Annotated in this window: 14 protein-coding genes and 1 tRNA gene; 8 read left to right on the top strand and 7 right to left on the bottom strand. The window is 56.7% G+C overall.

What is annotated here, in order from left to right:
- Positions 1-10: 10 nt before the first annotated feature.
- On the top strand, positions 11-631 hold the full coding sequence (locus CFBP5473_RS08525) for an ABC-type transport auxiliary lipoprotein family protein (protein ID WP_413228954.1): 621 nt from the start codon (positions 11-13) through the stop codon (positions 629-631).
- Between the two features lie 304 nt (positions 632-935).
- On the opposite strand, the gene CFBP5473_RS08520 is transcribed toward CFBP5473_RS08525, so the two are convergent.
- Together CFBP5473_RS08520 and gltA are read right to left on the bottom strand one after the other, a co-directional pair.
- Positions 936-1,373, bottom strand: coding sequence for a PACE efflux transporter (locus tag CFBP5473_RS08520; protein WP_027673100.1), 438 nt, complete (start codon positions 1,371-1,373; stop codon positions 936-938).
- A gap of 174 nt (positions 1,374-1,547) precedes the next feature.
- Positions 1,548-2,837 (bottom strand): citrate synthase, encoded by a 1,290-nt coding sequence (gene gltA, locus CFBP5473_RS08515; RefSeq protein ID WP_027673101.1) that lies wholly within the window; start codon positions 2,835-2,837, stop codon positions 1,548-1,550.
- A gap of 258 nt (positions 2,838-3,095) precedes the next feature.
- On the opposite strand from gltA, the gene CFBP5473_RS08510 reads away from it, so the two are divergent.
- The gene (locus CFBP5473_RS08510; RefSeq protein ID WP_413228955.1) at positions 3,096-5,567 is read left to right on the top strand and encodes a ComEC/Rec2 family competence protein; all 2,472 of its coding nucleotides are present in this window, start codon (positions 3,096-3,098) and stop codon (positions 5,565-5,567) included.
- Here CFBP5473_RS08510 and CFBP5473_RS08505 read toward each other — a convergent pair whose 3' ends face one another.
- The gene (locus CFBP5473_RS08505; RefSeq protein WP_027673102.1) at positions 5,568-6,254 is read right to left on the bottom strand and encodes a glutathione S-transferase family protein; all 687 of its coding nucleotides are present in this window, start codon (positions 6,252-6,254) and stop codon (positions 5,568-5,570) included. It abuts the gene before it with no gap.
- Positions 6,255-6,480: 226 nt separating this feature from the next.
- On the opposite strand from CFBP5473_RS08505, the gene CFBP5473_RS08500 reads away from it, so the two are divergent.
- Positions 6,481-6,879 carry a GFA family protein gene (locus CFBP5473_RS08500; protein WP_027673103.1) on the top strand — a complete coding sequence of 133 codons (399 nt, stop codon included), beginning with the start codon at positions 6,481-6,483 and terminating at the stop codon, positions 6,877-6,879.
- Between the two features lie 451 nt (positions 6,880-7,330).
- Here the strand turns inward: CFBP5473_RS08500 and lexA are convergent, their stop codons facing one another.
- A complete protein-coding gene (lexA, locus tag CFBP5473_RS08495) occupies positions 7,331-8,056 on the bottom strand; it encodes a transcriptional repressor LexA (protein WP_027673104.1) in 726 nt (241 codons plus the stop codon).
- A 253-nt stretch (positions 8,057-8,309) separates the two neighbouring features.
- Between lexA and kdsA the strand changes: the two genes are divergently transcribed.
- Both kdsA and eno read left to right on the top strand, forming a co-directional pair.
- Positions 8,310-9,158 carry a 3-deoxy-8-phosphooctulonate synthase gene (kdsA, locus tag CFBP5473_RS08490; RefSeq protein ID WP_027673105.1) on the top strand — a complete coding sequence of 283 codons (849 nt, stop codon included), beginning with the start codon at positions 8,310-8,312 and terminating at the stop codon, positions 9,156-9,158.
- 219 nt (positions 9,159-9,377) lie between these two features.
- Positions 9,378-10,652: a phosphopyruvate hydratase gene (gene eno, locus CFBP5473_RS08485; protein ID WP_027673106.1), complete on the top strand. Its 1,275-nt coding sequence runs from the start codon at positions 9,378-9,380 to the stop codon at positions 10,650-10,652.
- Positions 10,653-10,743: 91 nt separating this feature from the next.
- Here the strand turns inward: eno and CFBP5473_RS08480 are convergent, their stop codons facing one another.
- A complete protein-coding gene (locus CFBP5473_RS08480; RefSeq protein ID WP_106389288.1) occupies positions 10,744-10,995 on the bottom strand; it encodes a dynamin in 252 nt (83 codons plus the stop codon).
- Between the two features lie 283 nt (positions 10,996-11,278).
- Positions 11,279-11,354, bottom strand: a tRNA-Lys gene (locus CFBP5473_RS08475).
- A gap of 186 nt (positions 11,355-11,540) precedes the next feature.
- Between CFBP5473_RS08475 and CFBP5473_RS08470 the strand changes: the two genes are divergently transcribed.
- Both CFBP5473_RS08470 and CFBP5473_RS08465 read left to right on the top strand, forming a co-directional pair.
- Positions 11,541-12,287, top strand: coding sequence for a cytochrome c biogenesis CcdA family protein (locus tag CFBP5473_RS08470; RefSeq protein ID WP_027673107.1), 747 nt, complete (start codon positions 11,541-11,543; stop codon positions 12,285-12,287).
- Positions 12,288-12,320: 33 nt separating this feature from the next.
- Complete coding sequence (locus tag CFBP5473_RS08465; protein ID WP_027673108.1) at positions 12,321-13,265, top strand: AEC family transporter; 945 nt, start codon at positions 12,321-12,323, stop codon at positions 13,263-13,265.
- Here CFBP5473_RS08465 and CFBP5473_RS08460 read toward each other — a convergent pair.
- Entirely contained in the window at positions 13,243-14,457 is a 1,215-nt protein-coding gene (locus CFBP5473_RS08460; RefSeq protein WP_027673109.1) for a UbiH/UbiF family hydroxylase, read from the bottom strand. The genes CFBP5473_RS08465 and CFBP5473_RS08460 overlap by 23 nt on opposite strands.
- A gap of 208 nt (positions 14,458-14,665) precedes the next feature.
- Between CFBP5473_RS08460 and pcsA the strand changes: the two genes are divergently transcribed.
- The gene (gene pcsA, locus CFBP5473_RS08455; protein ID WP_027673110.1) at positions 14,666-15,397 is read left to right on the top strand and encodes a phosphatidylcholine synthase; all 732 of its coding nucleotides are present in this window, start codon (positions 14,666-14,668) and stop codon (positions 15,395-15,397) included.
- The last annotated feature ends 33 nt before the right edge of the window (positions 15,398-15,430 follow it).

The raw sequence follows: 15,430 nt of genomic DNA, 5'->3' as shown, positions 1-15,430 counted from the left end.
AAGTGGTTCTATGGTTTCGCTTATGCGCTGGCGGGGAGTTGCCCCGGCCCCGACGAAGTTTGTTGTAATGATGCCGTTGTTGGGCGCGCTTCTGGCCGGATGTGGCGGCAGCGCCAAGAACGACACGTTCGATCTTTCCGTCTCCGCACCGCCGGTCTCGCAGGCGCCATCGCTTCGCTCTCGCCAGTTGCTGATTGCCGAGCCAACCGCACTGAAGGCGCTGGACAGCGAAAACATCGTCGTTCGCCTGTCCGGTTCCGAGGTGCAGTATCTGGCGAATTCGCAGTGGAGCGACAGCCTGCCGAAGATGGTCCAATCCAAGCTGGTCGAGGCCTTCGAAGACACAGGCAAGCTGGGTGGCGTGGGACGTCCGGGGCAGGGGCTTGCCATCGACTATCAGGTCGTAAGCGACATCCGCACCTTTGAAATCGATACCAAGGGTAACGTCGCCAATATCGAAATTTCGGTAAAGCTTCTCAATGACCGGAACGGCACGGTCCGCGCCCAGGAAGTCTTTCGCTCCAGCGCCCGCGTCAACGGTTCAGGCAACGCGAATTTCGTGAAGGCCATGGATACGGCTTTTGCGGCGGTATCGCGCGAGATCGTCGCCTGGACGCTGAAGTCGCTTTGATTTGAAGCCGCCGCCACACAACAGGCTGGCGGCTTCTCAATTTTAATGCCTCAGCATTCCAGGTGTAGGCGCAATCTCCACGTTTCCCTCATTCCTGTGCTTGTCACAGGAATCCAGCCAGCCCAGTCTTGGGCTGAAAGACCTTCCCGCCGCGCAGACGCGCATCTGCTGGATTCCTGTGACGAGCACAGGAATGAGGGAGTTTGTCTTAGCCGATGGATGCCCTGATCGGCGAATGAAGCTTAGATTTGTCCAGCGCGGACTACCGGTCAACCGACATTCTTAAACAAGATGACTTAGCAGTTCATTCCGCGGCCACTTCCTGCTTCCACTCGGGCAGTGGAAAGACCGCATCATATGCCCAGTTGAAGACGAAGGCGTAGACGACGTAGAACAGGGCGAAGGATACGTCCATCACAAGCGCATGAAGAATGCTTATCTCCAGATACCACGCGATGAACGGCATGAGGACCAGCAGCAGGCCGAGTTCGAACAGCACGGCGTGAGCGACACGGATTGGTGTCGTCTTGAGTGTGGTACCGCGGGTGCGCTGCATGATGTGGTCGAAGATCAGATTATAGACGTAGTTCCACGAGGTCGCGATCGTCGCGCTGACAATGCCGACGACGCCGATGGCCTCCAACGGCATATGGAATATGAGGGCGCCTAGAGGCACCACGAGAATAAGGCCGATGATTTCGAAGCTGAGGGCGTGGCGAATTCTATCGCGTAAAGTGCGCATGGGATGCTCCCGAACAATATATCGGGTCGTCCCGAATGCTACAGCCAGACCGGCAGAGGTCGTCCTCTGATGCCTATATAAGCCGAGCCGGTTTTCGCTTCAAGTTTTTGCTCAACAAAAAGGCAGGGCGCTGTAAAAATAAACAGCGCCCTGCCTTGAATTTATCCAGCGAGATTAGCGCTTGGAAACCGGTACGTAGTCACGCTTTGCAGCGCCGGTGTAGAGCTGGCGCGGACGACCGATGCGCTGCTGCGGATCTTCGATCATTTCGTTCCACTGCGCGATCCAGCCCACGGTACGTGCGAGAGCGAAGAGAACGGTGAACATGGTCGTGGGGAAGCCGAGCGCCTTCAACGTGATGCCGGAATAGAAGTCGACATTCGGATAGAGCTTCTTTTCGACGAAGTAAGTATCCGAAAGAGCGATCTTTTCCAGTTCCAGAGCAACCTGCATGATTGGATCGTCCTGGTTGCCAGTGGCTTCCAGCACTTCATACATCGTCTTCTGCATGATCTTGGCGCGCGGATCGTAATTCTTGTACACGCGGTGACCGAAGCCCATCAGACGGAACGGATCGTTCTTGTCCTTGGCGCGGGCGATGTATTCGGGAATGCGATCAACGGAGCCGATTTCGTTCAGCATGTTGAGGGCAGCTTCGTTTGCGCCGCCGTGGGCAGGGCCCCAGAGGCAGGCAATGCCAGCTGCGATACATGCGAACGGGTTGGCGCCCGAAGAGCCGGCCAGACGAACGGTCGAGGTCGAGGCGTTCTGTTCGTGGTCTGCGTGGAGGATGAAGATGCGGTCCATGGCGCGTGCCAGAACCGGATCGACCTTGTAGTCCTCGCAAGGAACGGCGAAGCACATGTTGAGGAAGTTGGATGCGTAATCCAGATCGTTCTTCGGATAAACGAAGGGCTGGCCGATATGGTACTTGTAAGCCATCGCCGCAATCGTCGGCATTTTTGCGATCATGCGCAGAGAAGCCACCATGCGCTGATGCGGATCGGTGATGTCGGTCGAGTCGTGGTAGAAAGCCGAGAGAGCGCCGACCGTGCCGCACATGACGGCCATCGGGTGGGCATCGCGGCGGTAGCCGGTGAAGAAGCGGCTCATCTGCTCATGCACCATGGTATGGCGCGTGACGCGGGTGTCGAAATCCTTCTTCTGCGCGGTCGTCGGCAGTTCGCCGTAAAGCAGCAGATAGCAGGTTTCGAGGAAATCGCCCTGTTCGGCCAGCTGCTCGATCGGGTATCCACGATGCAGCAGAACGCCTTCGTCACCATCGATATAGGTGATCTTGGATTCGCAAGATGCGGTGGAGGTAAAGCCCGGATCGTAGGTAAAGGAGCCGGTGTTCTTGTACAGCGCGCCGATGTCAACGACGTTCGGCCCAATCGTGCCTTCTCGTACAGGAAGATCGACCTTTTTATCGCCGAGGGTCACTGTAGCGTTTGTTTCCGTCATACTATACCTCCGAAATATGCAGGCGATGCGCGGTGACGCATCAGCCAGTTATAAGCGTCTCGGATTAGCTATATGATCCGCGCGAAGATGCCAAGCTATCCAAAAGGCAAATTGTGCATCGCGGCATGGGAATATCCCGATATGGGCCACTTTTGGGCCCGGCTGTTTCATTCTAGGTCAATGCTTCCTTAAAACCCAAGACGGTTGCAATCCGGATTTCGAGGTTGCAAACTAAGGCCGGGGGACAGGGGCAGACGGTTGAACGATCACGGAGAAAGGCGGCAATTCCGCGTGGGCGAGAAGGGCTCTGTCATGGAGACGGAGCTCGACCATATGCTGCTGCCCATCCATGGCTCGCGAAGCGTCGTGGCTATCCCCGATGAAGACCATGGTCCTGTCTTTAGCCGTTCCCAGCGCTTCAGGCAGCGTGTTGCCGCCTGCATTATCGAGGAGCTGGATTACCGCCAGAGTTTTCTGTTCATTCCGGTTTTTATCGGGGCAGGGGCTGCTTTCTGGTTTTCTCTTTCGGTCGATCCATCGCCCATCATGCTGGCGCTGATCAGCGTCTGCGTTCTCCCCGCCGCTGTGGTTCTTCGCCACCGGCAAAACGTGGCATCTTCTCTTCTGGCCGCCGCGAGCCTGATGCTGGTCGGAATGCTGCTTGCCGCCTGGGAAACGCACCGCGCAGACACGATCATTCTCGATACGGCGGTGACCACGACTATCGTCGGCAAGGTGGAACGTCGGGAAATCGATGCGCGCGGGTACTGGCGGTACATCGTCGCGTTGAAGTCCACGGCAAATCCCGTCCTTGCCCGGCAACCGAACAGGGTTTCCGTCCTCTCTCGCAGCCGCCATGAACCGATTGCGATTGGCGGCATGCTTTCTGGCAAAGCCAGATTGTCGCCACCTTCAGGGCCCGCGCTTGCGGGCCTCAATGATTTCGCCTTTGGCGCTTTTTTCAATGGCGTTGGCGCGACCGGGTTCTTTTATTCTCCGCCTCAATCACTGCCCTCGGAAAGCGATAACGACGCCGTTGTGACGTGGCTGGAGCGCGCAGATTCATGGCTTTACAGGCTGCGGACAGCCATCGCGGACAGAATAAGAAGCATCATCGGCGGCGATGCGGGGGCTTTTGCGGCTTCCATCGTCACCGATGAGAGACGTGCGATTTCTGGCGAGACGATGGAGGCGCTGCGCGTTTCCGGTCTGGCGCATATCGTTGCCATTTCCGGGCTCAACATGGCGCTTGCCTCTGGCATTTTCTTCGTCGGCATGCGTCTGGCCTTCGGTCTGTTTCCGGGTTTTTCCCAGCGCTGGCCGGTCAAGAAAATCTCCGCTTTTGCGGCACTTTTGATGACGCTGGCCTATTACCTCATTTCCGGTTTTGCGGTATCGGCGGAGCGCGCCTGGCTTATGATGTCGATCATGCTGATTGCGGTGCTGGTGGATCGTCCTTCCATCAGCCTTCGCAACGTCGCGCTCGCCGCCATCATTATCATTGCGCTTTCGCCGCATGAGGTGATGGGGCCGAGCTTCCAGATGTCGTTTGCGGCGACACTTGCGCTCGTATCCGGCTTTGCTTTCTGGACGAGATGGCGCGGTAACCGGGAGCGACTGTTCATCTCGCGCCCGCCTTTGTGGCTGGTGGCGGCGTCCAAAACCGGGACGATTATTGGTGGTATCGTCATCACTTCGCTGATCGGCGGTATCTCGACAACGATCTATTCTGTCGAACATTTCCACCGCGTCACCAGCTATGGGCTGGCGGCAAATCTGGCGGCAACACCGGTCATGTCGATCATTGTCATGCCGTTCGCACTTATTGCCATGCTGCTGATGCCGTTCGGTCTCGATGCACCATTTCTGAAGGTGATGGGATATGGCATGGCGCTGGTGATCGATATTGCCAAAACCGTTGCCGCCTGGGGCGGCGATGCCACGATTGGGCGGCAGAGCCAGTGGTTTTTGGCCATCTCCACAGCGGGATTTCTGTTGTTGACTTTGCTGCGAAGCAGGCTCGCGCTCTTGGGAGTGCCGCTTATTCTTGTGGGCCTTGCGATGGTGTTTACCGAACAGCTACGCCCCAAGCCGGATTTGCTGATTTTCGAGGACGGCGCACTTGTGGCGCTGGTGACGGCGGATGCCGTTGCAACCACCAAGTCGCGCGCGACGGGCTTTGTCTACGAGCAGTGGGAGAGGGCGCTGCCTCTGCCGGAGCGGCATGTTCCACCAATCACGCGGGATAAGCCTGATGATAACGGGGAGCAGACCATGTCAACGCAGCGGTCCTATGCATTGACGGACAGGCAGCGCCAGGAGGCTCGTCGCCAGATGCTTTCAGCTTTTGAAAAGGACAATATCTTTACCTGCCAGAAGAATGCCTGGTGCGCAGCCAGGCATGGAAGCGGCGTGAAAATTGCCGTTCTGTCCAATAGCGCTCTCGCTGGCACGGCCTGTGATGTGGCGGACATTGTCGTCAGCTCGCGCTTCGTGCCTTTTTCGCAGTGTAAATCAGGCGCGATCTTGATTACCAACAACACGCTGCGCCGCACAGGTTCGCTCGAGCTTTGGCTCAACGCGAACGTTTCTCCAGTTGGACGTGCGAGGGCGGCGATGGATGGTGCTGGCAGACCTTGGTCTCTGCATCGCAGCTATGATTGGCGCGCCAAGAGTTTCGATAATTCTCTGCCGCCGCACATCGAAAATATGCTGGCGGCAGGCGGCTGATCAAGATCCGATGCGGAAGTCCTCGATGATTTCGCCGGTCGATGCGGCTTCCTGCTCATGTTCGGGGTCTCGCCATGGTTCCAGCAGCGCTGCTTTTTCCCACTCCCGCATTGCGGACAGGTTCAGAAGCCGGTTTTTGTATGCTTCGGAAGCGGGCGACAGGCTGGTTCCGTAAGTCCTGAAGCGGAAGGCAACCGGGCAAAAGAATGCGTCTACAGCGGTAAAACGCTCTCCCGCCAGAAACGGGCCGCCGAAGGTTTGCAGGCCCTGCTGCCACAAGGCGTCGATACGGGCGATATCACTGCTAAGGGACGGCGAGGGTGCGTGCGGGCGAATGCGCAAGCCGACGCTCATGGGATGCAGGTTGCGCAGAGATTGAAAGCCGGAATGCATCTCCGCGGTAACGGACCGCGACCACGCGCGCGCCGTCTTATCCTGCGCCCAAACGCCTTCGTGGCTTTCGGCAAGATATTCAGCAATGGCCAGCGTGTCCCAAACCGTAACGTCGCCATCGATCAGGCACGGAACTTTGCCGGTGGGCGAGAACCAAGTGAAGTCGTTCTTAGGGTCGGGATCGTTGAAGGGAGCCAGCTTTTCGTTGAATGGAATATTCAAGGTCTGCATCAGCGCCCAGGGCCGAAGCGACCATGACGAATAGTTCTTGTTGGCTATATAAAGATCGTACATCGCGGGACCCCTCTAGTATCGATTACAGATAGCATGTCTTGAGCTTCGTAACGCACCAGCGACAGGCAATACAGGCGTCTTTAGCGATGAGTGTCTTCAAACTATTTGATGATTGAGTTTTCTTGTCAGCAAGACCCATAGGCCTGGTCAGGCTAAATTAATTATCGAACCTCTTTGCCTGAAAATTGTTTGGTTTGGCTGTGTAACCGAACAAGGAGGACCACGCATGGAAACCAGAACCGGAGGCTGCTTCTGCGGCAAAGTAAAATTCTCCGTATCGGGCGAACCATATCGTGTTGGAATCTGCCATTGCATGGATTGCCGCAAACATCACGGCGCACTCTTTCACGCATCGGCGATTTTTCCGGAAGACGCGGTACGGATCGAAGGCGAAACTGGCAGCTATAACGGACGCTTCTTTTGCCAGAATTGCGGCTCTCCCGTTTTCGGCAAAAGCGATGATGAAATCGAACTCAATATTGGCTCTTTCGATTCCACCAATCAGTTCGAACCGACATATGAGTTATGGACAATCCGTCGCGAGGCGTGGTTGCCGGATTTTCCGATGATGAAGCAATATGACCGGAATCGTGAAGCAGAAAGCCGGGAAGAGCAGGGGCGCTGAAAGAAGGCGCGTCCCAGCGGGGCGCGATGCACTTAACTAACGATACGTCGCTCGGGCTGATTTTATCAATCATGCTCGGCGCTTCACCAAAACTTTCTGCACCCCTTCTCGACTCGCTAACAAGCAGATGAGCTTCGAGGACAATATTTGGCTGGTACCAAGCGCTCTGGAAGCGACCCTCTTACCATTCGTTCCATCAACACTGCGCCAATCTCAACGGCGAATTCTTTGGTGCCAAGTATGTCGCAGATCGCCCTCGAAAGCTAAAACGCACTCTCAGGAATCTCCGAACATCTGTAACCAATGTGTCCGGTCTTTCCAGCGCCGTGAAGAACGCACAACCACCACGCCCGGAAATATCTCACAGCGTCGCCGGAATATAGGGCTTACTGAAGAAGCAACTACGCACCTTCAGTTAGATGTTCCAAGCACAAGCCTGTCGCGCCTCAACTCAATGATAGCGCCGGATGAGACCAACCAGCTTGCCCTGAATCTTCACCCGGTCAGGTCCGAAAATTCTGGTTTCGTAAGCCGGGTTGGCCGCCTCGAGAGCGATCGACGCGCCTTTGCGGCGGAAGCGCTTGAGGGTTGCTTCTTCGTCATCCACGAGCGCAACGATAATATCACCGGGGCTTGCGGTGCTGCCATTGCGGATAATGACGGTGTCGCCGTCGAAAATCCCTGCCTCGATCATCGAGTCACCCTTGACCTCGAGGGCGTAATGCTCGCCGCTGCCTAGCATGTCCATCGGTACGGCAACGTCATGCGTATTGTTCTGAATTGCGGAAATCGGCACACCTGCGGCAATCCGGCCCATGACGGGAACTGTTACGGCACCGGAAAGCGCATCATTTGCGGGTTTGGGCGCAGGCGCTGGCTCTGGCGCTTTCGGCTTGCCGAGACTGCCTTCGATAACGCTTGGCGAAAAGCCGCGCTGGGGTTTCTGCGAAGGAGGCGTATAAGCCTCCGGCAGCTTGATGACTTCCAGCGCTCTGGCGCGATTGGGAAGCCGGCGGATGAAACCGCGTTCTTCCAAAGCAGTGATCAGCCGGTGGATGCCGGATTTTGAAGCCAGGTCGAGTGCATCCTTCATCTCATCGAAAGATGGAGGCACGCCGGATTCCTTCATTCGCTCATGAATGAAGAGAAGCAGTTCCTGCTGTTTGCGCGTGAGCATGAAGAAACACCCTTGGACTGTGTGGCGAAGATTCGCGAAACAAATACAGAACGAACACTATATGTTCCATATGTGTTCTGCAATCCCTTAAAATTTCGCTAAGTCTCAGGTTGTGAAATTTTCTTCGTGAAAAGCAACCAGGCGCATTGGCTGATGACACCGAAGGCCCTTGCTGATATGGCGTGCGCACAACGAACCGGCCTCGCCGGATGCTCTTAAAAACGGGCGCTACTCTGGAATTGTGAGGAAGACGATGACTGCGAAGAACAATCTTAAAGTGGTGGCCGGTGAAGGTGCGGGCGCCGTATCGTTTTGCAATACCGAGCGCTTTTCGCTGATTGCCGGGCCTTGCCAGATGGAGAGCCGGGATCATGCCTTCATGATTGCGGGAACGTTGAAAGAGCTTTGCGCGAAGCTCGGCGTCGGCCTTGTGTACAAGTCCTCGTTCGATAAGGCCAACAGGACATCCCTGTCCGGCAAGCGCGGCATCGGTCTCGATAACGCCATGGAGATTTTTGCCGATCTGAAAAAGGAATTCGGCTTTCCTGTTTTGACGGATATCCACACCGAAGAACAGTGCGCCGTCGTTGCGCAGACGGTCGATATTCTCCAGATTCCCGCGTTCCTCAGCCGCCAGACGGACCTTCTTGTTGCTGCCGCCAAGACTGGTCGCGTAATCAACGTCAAGAAGGGCCAGTTTCTTGCGCCCTGGGACATGAAGAATGTGCTGGCCAAGCTGAATGAAAGCGGCAACCCGAATGTGCTGTTATGCGAACGCGGCGCTTCCTTCGGCTATAACACACTGGTTTCCGACATGCGTTCGCTTCCGATCATGGCATCGCTCGGCGCACCTGTGGTGTTCGATGCAACGCATTCCGTTCAGCAGCCGGGTGGGCAGGGTGGTTCCACAGGCGGGCAGCGTGAGTTCGTTGAAACGCTTTCGCGCGCCGCTGTTGCAGTTGGCATCGCGGGGCTGTTCGTCGAGACGCATGAAGATCCCGACAATGCGCCTTCCGATGGCCCGAACATGGTTCACCTTAAGGACATGCCGAAGCTTCTGGAAAAACTTTTGGCCTTCGATGCGATTTCCAAGGCGGCCTGATTTCGTCCTAATCGATTTTTATAAGGTGGCGGACGCCTCGCATGGGGCGTCGTCATTGTAATTTCTTACGCTTCGTCTACAGCGAAAAGGCAATTACATCCGAGTCGTCGTTAAGTATCGTTCTACTGCGCATCTTCGCTGAAAACGGCTTCACAGCCTTGCCGATGCGCTCTAAGACAAGCGACTGAAACCATCTGTTCCAGTCCCAAGGGAGAGACCATGACAGCCATTACCGATATCATCGCACGCGAAATCCTCGACAGCCGCGGCAACCCCACCGTTGAAGTGGACGTGTACCTCGAAGACGGTTCCTTCGGCCGCGCCGCCGTTCCATCGGGCGCTTCCACCGGTGCCCACGAGGCAGTCGAGCTGCGCGATGGCGGCAAGCGCTATCTCGGTAAGGGCGTTGAAAAGGCCGTTGAAGCCGTCAACACGGAAATCTTCGATGCGCTCGGCGGTTTCGATGCCGAAAGCCAAATCCATATCGACCAGACGCTGATCGCGCTCGATGGTACGCCGAACAAGTCTCGCCTCGGCGCGAACGCCATTCTCGGCGTTTCGCTCGCTGTTGCCAAGGCTGCTGCCGAAACGACAGGCCTGCCGCTTTACCGCTACGTCGGCGGCCCGAACGCGCATCTGCTGCCCGTTCCGATGATGAACATCATCAATGGCGGCGCGCATGCCGATAACCCGATCGACTTCCAGGAATTCATGATCATGCCGGTTGGCGCGGAAAGCATCCGTGACGCCGTGCGTATCGGTGCGGAAATTTTCCACGTTCTGAAAAAGGAACTGGCAGCACAGGGCCACAACACCAATGTTGGTGACGAAGGCGGCTTCGCGCCTGGCCTGAAGAGCGCGCCGGACGCACTCGATTTCGTGATGCGGTCAATCGAAAAGGCTGGCTACAAGCCGGGTGAAGATATTGCACTCGCTCTCGACTGCGCATCCACCGAGTTCTTCAAGAACGGCAAGTACGAGATGGAAGGCGAAGGCCGCACGCTGGAGCCGGAAGCAATGGCCGATTACCTTGCTGAACTCGCGGGCAAGTACCCGATCATCTCCATCGAAGACGGCATGGCCGAAGACGATTGGGAAGGTTGGAAGTACCTGACGGACAAGATCGGCTCCAAGGTCCAACTCGTCGGCGACGATCTGTTCGTGACGAACTCCGCGCGCCTGCGCGATGGCATCAAGATGGGCGTTGCAAACTCCATCCTCGTCAAGGTCAACCAGATCGGCTCGCTGACCGAGACACTCGACGCTGTCGAAACCGCTCACAAGGCACGCTACACCGCCGTCATGTCTCACCGCTCCGGTGAAACGGAAGACTCCACTATTGCGGATCTCGCCGTTGCGACGAACTGCGGTCAGATCAAGACCGGTTCGCTGTCGCGTTCGGACCGTCTGGCGAAGTACAACCAGCTGATCCGTATCGAAGAAATGCTCGGCCCACAGGCTGCATACGCCGGTCGTTCGATCCTGCGCGGCTGATTTTCGTCAGTATGCAGATATGAAGTAAGGCCCGCGAAAGCGGGCCTTATGCTTTTGTAAGTCCAATTTTTCTGCCGAAGAGACGATTCGATTACGGATTCGTCTGGTTCTGCGCCGGGGCATTCGGAGATGCAGGCGCCGTTGTATCAGGCGCAGGCGTTGCTGGCGCCGGAGGTGGCGTGGACGGGGCAGGCGGCGGCGCGCTTGGCGCCGTAGACGTCGCTGGCGGCGTCGTGGATGTCGAGCCTGTCGTGCTGGACGTATTCGAACCGGTCATAAAATAAGCGAGCGCCAGAATGACGACGATCGCCGCAATCACGATAGTCACTGTACGATTGTTCATGGTGCTTCCTCCCAAATCACCCCATGCCGAACATCGGCAATGTCGATGACCACATAAGAATGTGGTATTGGCGTGATTTGTTTCAACTGGAAGATTGTTCGCCTCTAAAAACCACTATCGGACCTCAACTGCAGGGAGAAATCGCTTGCCAGATATCTGGTTGAGGAACGGGGTTGGGAGTATCGCTGGAATAGGAAAATTTTGGCGATATGAACTGCAAAAAATAACTGCGGCAGATCGCTAATGCTCTACCTTAGGAAAATCTCACAACTAATTGAAAAGGTGGTGAGAGCGCAGGGATTCGAACCCTGGACCTACTGATTAAAAGTCAGTTGCTCTACCGGCTGAGCTACGCTCTCCCGTGTGTCGGGCGAAGCGCCCTGCGGAAGTGGGCGGAACATATGTAGAGGGGGCTTTGCGGTCAACCCATAAAAAGAGGATAATTTCATCTTTCCGCGTTTTTTTGTCGCGACTGCAAAAAGGTGATTGGTCGTAAGGGGTTGGTGGCGTTACAAGGCTGCGTGTGACCCGCGCGGAGTGCCTCATTGTCCATCGCAGATATCTCTCTTCTCACTGCACTTTTTGCCGGAGCCCTGTCTTTTCTTTCGCCTTGCGTGCTGCCGCTCGTGCCGCCTTATCTTTGCTATATGGCCGGGATTTCGGTTGAGCAGTTCAAGGATGAGCGGTTTGAGGCAAAGCCGCAGGTTCGCAAGGCGGTCATGCTGGCTGCGCTGTTTTTCACGCTGGGTTTTGCCACCGTTTTCGTTGCGCTGGGTGCGGGGGCATCCACGATTGGTATGGTGCTGCGGCAAAATCTCGATATCCTCGCCAAGATCGGTGGCTTCATCATTATCCTGATGGGCCTCAACTTCCTTGGGGTATTTCGCGTCGGCCTGTTTTCGCGCGAGGCGCGTTTCCAAAGCGGTGGAAAACCAGCGACGCTGTCCGGTGCCTATGTCATGGGGCTCGCTTTTGCTTTCGGCTGGACACCATGCATCGGGCCGGTGCTGGGTGCTATTCTTGGTGTTGCGGCGTCACGAGAAACGGTGGGTGACGGTGCCATGCTGCTGGCCGTCTATTCTGCCGGTCTTGCTATCCCGTTCTGGATTGCCGCGGCCTTTTCCGGCAGCTTCATGCGCTTTCTTGCCCGGTTTCGGCGGCATCTCGGTGTTGTGGAAAAACTCATGGGTGCGCTTCTGGTGCTTACTGGCATAGCTTTTATGTCGGGTTTCATCACCAACGTCGCGATCTGGTTCCAGGAGAGCTTTCCAATCCTGATGCAAATCGGCTAAGCGAATCTCATCCACCATCACGGCGAGGGAGCCATGGCCGAAATCGCCGGATTGCTGTTTCCGTTCTTCGGACTGATTTTCATCGGCTATCTTGCCGCGCGCATCACCAAGCAGCCTGCGGAAGCGCTTGGCTGGCTGAATACCTTCATCATTTATGCCGCGCTGCCCGCGCTTTTCTTCAAGCTGGTTGCCAAAACGCCCGTGGATCAGCTGGCGCGGATGGATTTCGTCGCACTCAGTCTGATGGCGACCTATAGCATTTTCGTTGCCCTGTTCCTAATTGGCTATTTCGTGAGGCGCAACAGCTTTGCCGATTGCACGATCCAGAGCTTTGCCGGAAGCTATGGAAATATTGGCTATATGGGGCCGGGACTGGCGTTGCTGGCGCTGGGTGAGCGCGCGGCGGTTCCCGTGGCGCTGATTGTCTGCCTTGAGAATGCTGCGCATTTCATTACCGCACCGGCCTTGATGGCCGTTGCTGGGGGCGACAAGCGCTCTCCCTTGAAGCTCGCGGGCGATGTTGCGCGCAAGGTCATCACCCACCCGTTCATTTTATCGGTGATCTTCGGTTTCTTCGCTGCGGTTGCCGCGTGGCATCCGCCGCAGCCTGTACAGCAACTGGTGGATTATCTGGCGCAATCCGCAGCGCCCTGTGCGCTTTTCGCTATGGGCGTTACGCTTGCGCTGAGGCCGCTTAAGCGGGTGCCGGTGGAGATCAGCTATATCGTGCCAGCCAAGCTTATATTGCATCCGCTTCTGGCCTATCTGGTTCTCTCCACCTTCGGCTCTTTCGATCCGATCTGGGTGTTGACCGCGGTTCTGCTTGCAGCACTACCAACCGCCACGAATGTCTTCGTCATCGGTCAGCAATATCGGATCTGGCAGGAGAGGGCGTCTGCGACGATCCTCGTTTCGACGGTGCTTTCCGTCTTCACCGTAACGCTGGTGCTCTATTTCATTCGCTCCATGAGCGTCTGAGGCTGCCTGCCAAAAGCGAGGGCAGGGCCTTGATGCCGCGCCCGGGCTCGATGCCTTCGCGCATGACAAGACCGCGCAGCGGGCCGACGCTTCCCAGAACATGCAGACCTGCGGCGCGCGCCATCTGCATCGGCAGGAAACCGGAGAGGAGCGAGCGGTTGAGAAGATCGACGCTCACCGTGCGGCTGACGACATCCGCGCGGCGGCGGCGGTCGAATTTCGAGCCGGCATCGGCAGGGATCGGCCCGCCCGTCAGCGTTCCCAGCAATTCTGTAAGCACGATGATATCGCGAAGGCTGAGGTTTAGGCCCTGCGCACCGATGGGCGGAAAGCCGTGAGCCGCTTCGCCCACCAGCGCCACGCGGCCCTTGCTGAAACGATGCGCCGTCATGCTGGAAAGTGGCCATGTCTGCACGTTTTCTTCCACACTGACGGTGCCCAGCATGGATTGCATGCGCTCTTCAACGCGCTTGCTCAGTTCTTGAAGCGGCAGCGATGAAAGCTCTGCGGCCTGCTCCGGCTTCACCACCCAGACAAGGCTGGAGCGATCACCCGGGAGCGGAACCTGCGTGAAAGGTCCGGTCGGCGTGTGGAATTCCGTCGAGACATTGCTGTGTGAACGGCTGTGCGAAAAGTTGAGAACCAGCGCCGTTTGCGGATAGGACCAGCTTTTGACATCGATCCCGGCGGTTTGCCGAACCTTCGAGCCCCGTCCGTCCGCGCCGATGATGAAGCTTGTCGACACCTGCTCGCCATTGGACAACGTCAGGGAGACATCGTGTTTGCCGATTTCGATTGTCTCGGCCACGGCGTCGATGAGGGTTATGTTGTTTTCCTGCGAGACTGCCTGCGAAAGAACATCCAGAAGCGCTGCGTTGGGCATGTTCCAGCCAAACGCGGCAAGGCCGATTTCCGATGAGCGGAACGCGACGGTCGGCGCGCGGAGCAGCCGGTCAGTGCCATCGATGATCTGCATTGTGGACAGGCGCGCGGCGGATGGTTCGATTTTGGACCAAAGCCCAAGCCGGTCCATGAAGCGGATCGACTGGTCCATCAGCGCCGTCGTGCGGTGGTCGATCCTGTCGGATTGGGGAGCGATGAGCGCGACATTGCGACCCGAACGTGCAAGCGCAATGGCCGCGATCTGTCCAGCAAGTCCAGCGCCTACAACGGCAATCTCGAAGTTTCTCATCGTCCTGTTCCAATCATGCTTTCAGGCTTTGAAACATAGTGGCTTTACCGCGCCAAATCCAGAAGTCATCTGTGTCGCAAGCGCCATCCGTTTGAAGCAAAATCCATATTAGTCCTAGGATAAGCTTTCGCGGATGGTTGCAAAGAGCGGTGAATGGTCGCATATCGGAAGGGACGTAACGGATAGAAACGGGGCGCGTGCGCTGATCATGAAGATTTTCAATTACAAGCGCGTGCCCTATGCCGAAATCCGCGCTTTCTCCGTTCACATCCTTACGGCCTCAGGTTCCTTCCTTGCCTTCCTTGGCGTGGTTGCCGCTGCGGAGCATCGCTTCGTGGATATGTTCTGGTGGCTGGGGCTTGCCCTTCTGGTGGATGGCATCGATGGACCGATTGCGCGCAAGGTGCGCGTGAAAGAGGTTTTGCCCAACTGGTCTGGCGATACGCTGGATAATATCATCGATTACGTAACGTATGTGCTGCTTCCCGCCTTTGCGCTTTATCAAAAGGGCATGATCGGCGAGCCATGGTCCTTCGTTGCGGCGGGCATGATCGTTGTTTCGAGCGCTATCTATTACGCCGATATGGGCATGAAGACGGATGAGTACTTCTTCTCCGGCTTCCCTGTGGTCTGGAACATGGTGGTCTTTACGCTTTTCGTCATAGATGCCAGCGCCACCACGGCCATGATCGTGGTTACGGTATCGGTGGTGCTGACCTTCCTGCCGATCAACTTCCTGCATCCCGTTCGGGTGAAGAGGTTGAGGTGGTTGAACATGGCGGTGTTCCTGCTTTGGTGCGCTCTTGGCGGTTACTCGCTGCTCATGCACTTCCAGTCTCCGGACTGGGTTGTCGCAGGCGTGGTCCTCACCGGAATCTATCTCTATTGCATCGGCGGCATCATGCAGTTTCTGCCTGCGCTGGGCGCGAATGCGCGATAACGGATACAGTCGTTCAAAACCTTTGTTTTGAGT

Origin of the sequence: Agrobacterium larrymoorei (assembly GCF_005145045.1) — a bacterium.
In the GTDB taxonomy this organism is placed as follows: Bacteria; Pseudomonadota; Alphaproteobacteria; order Rhizobiales; family Rhizobiaceae; genus Agrobacterium; species Agrobacterium larrymoorei.
The sequence above is the reverse complement of the archived record's forward strand: the minus strand, read 5'-3'. Positions and strand labels throughout refer to the sequence as shown.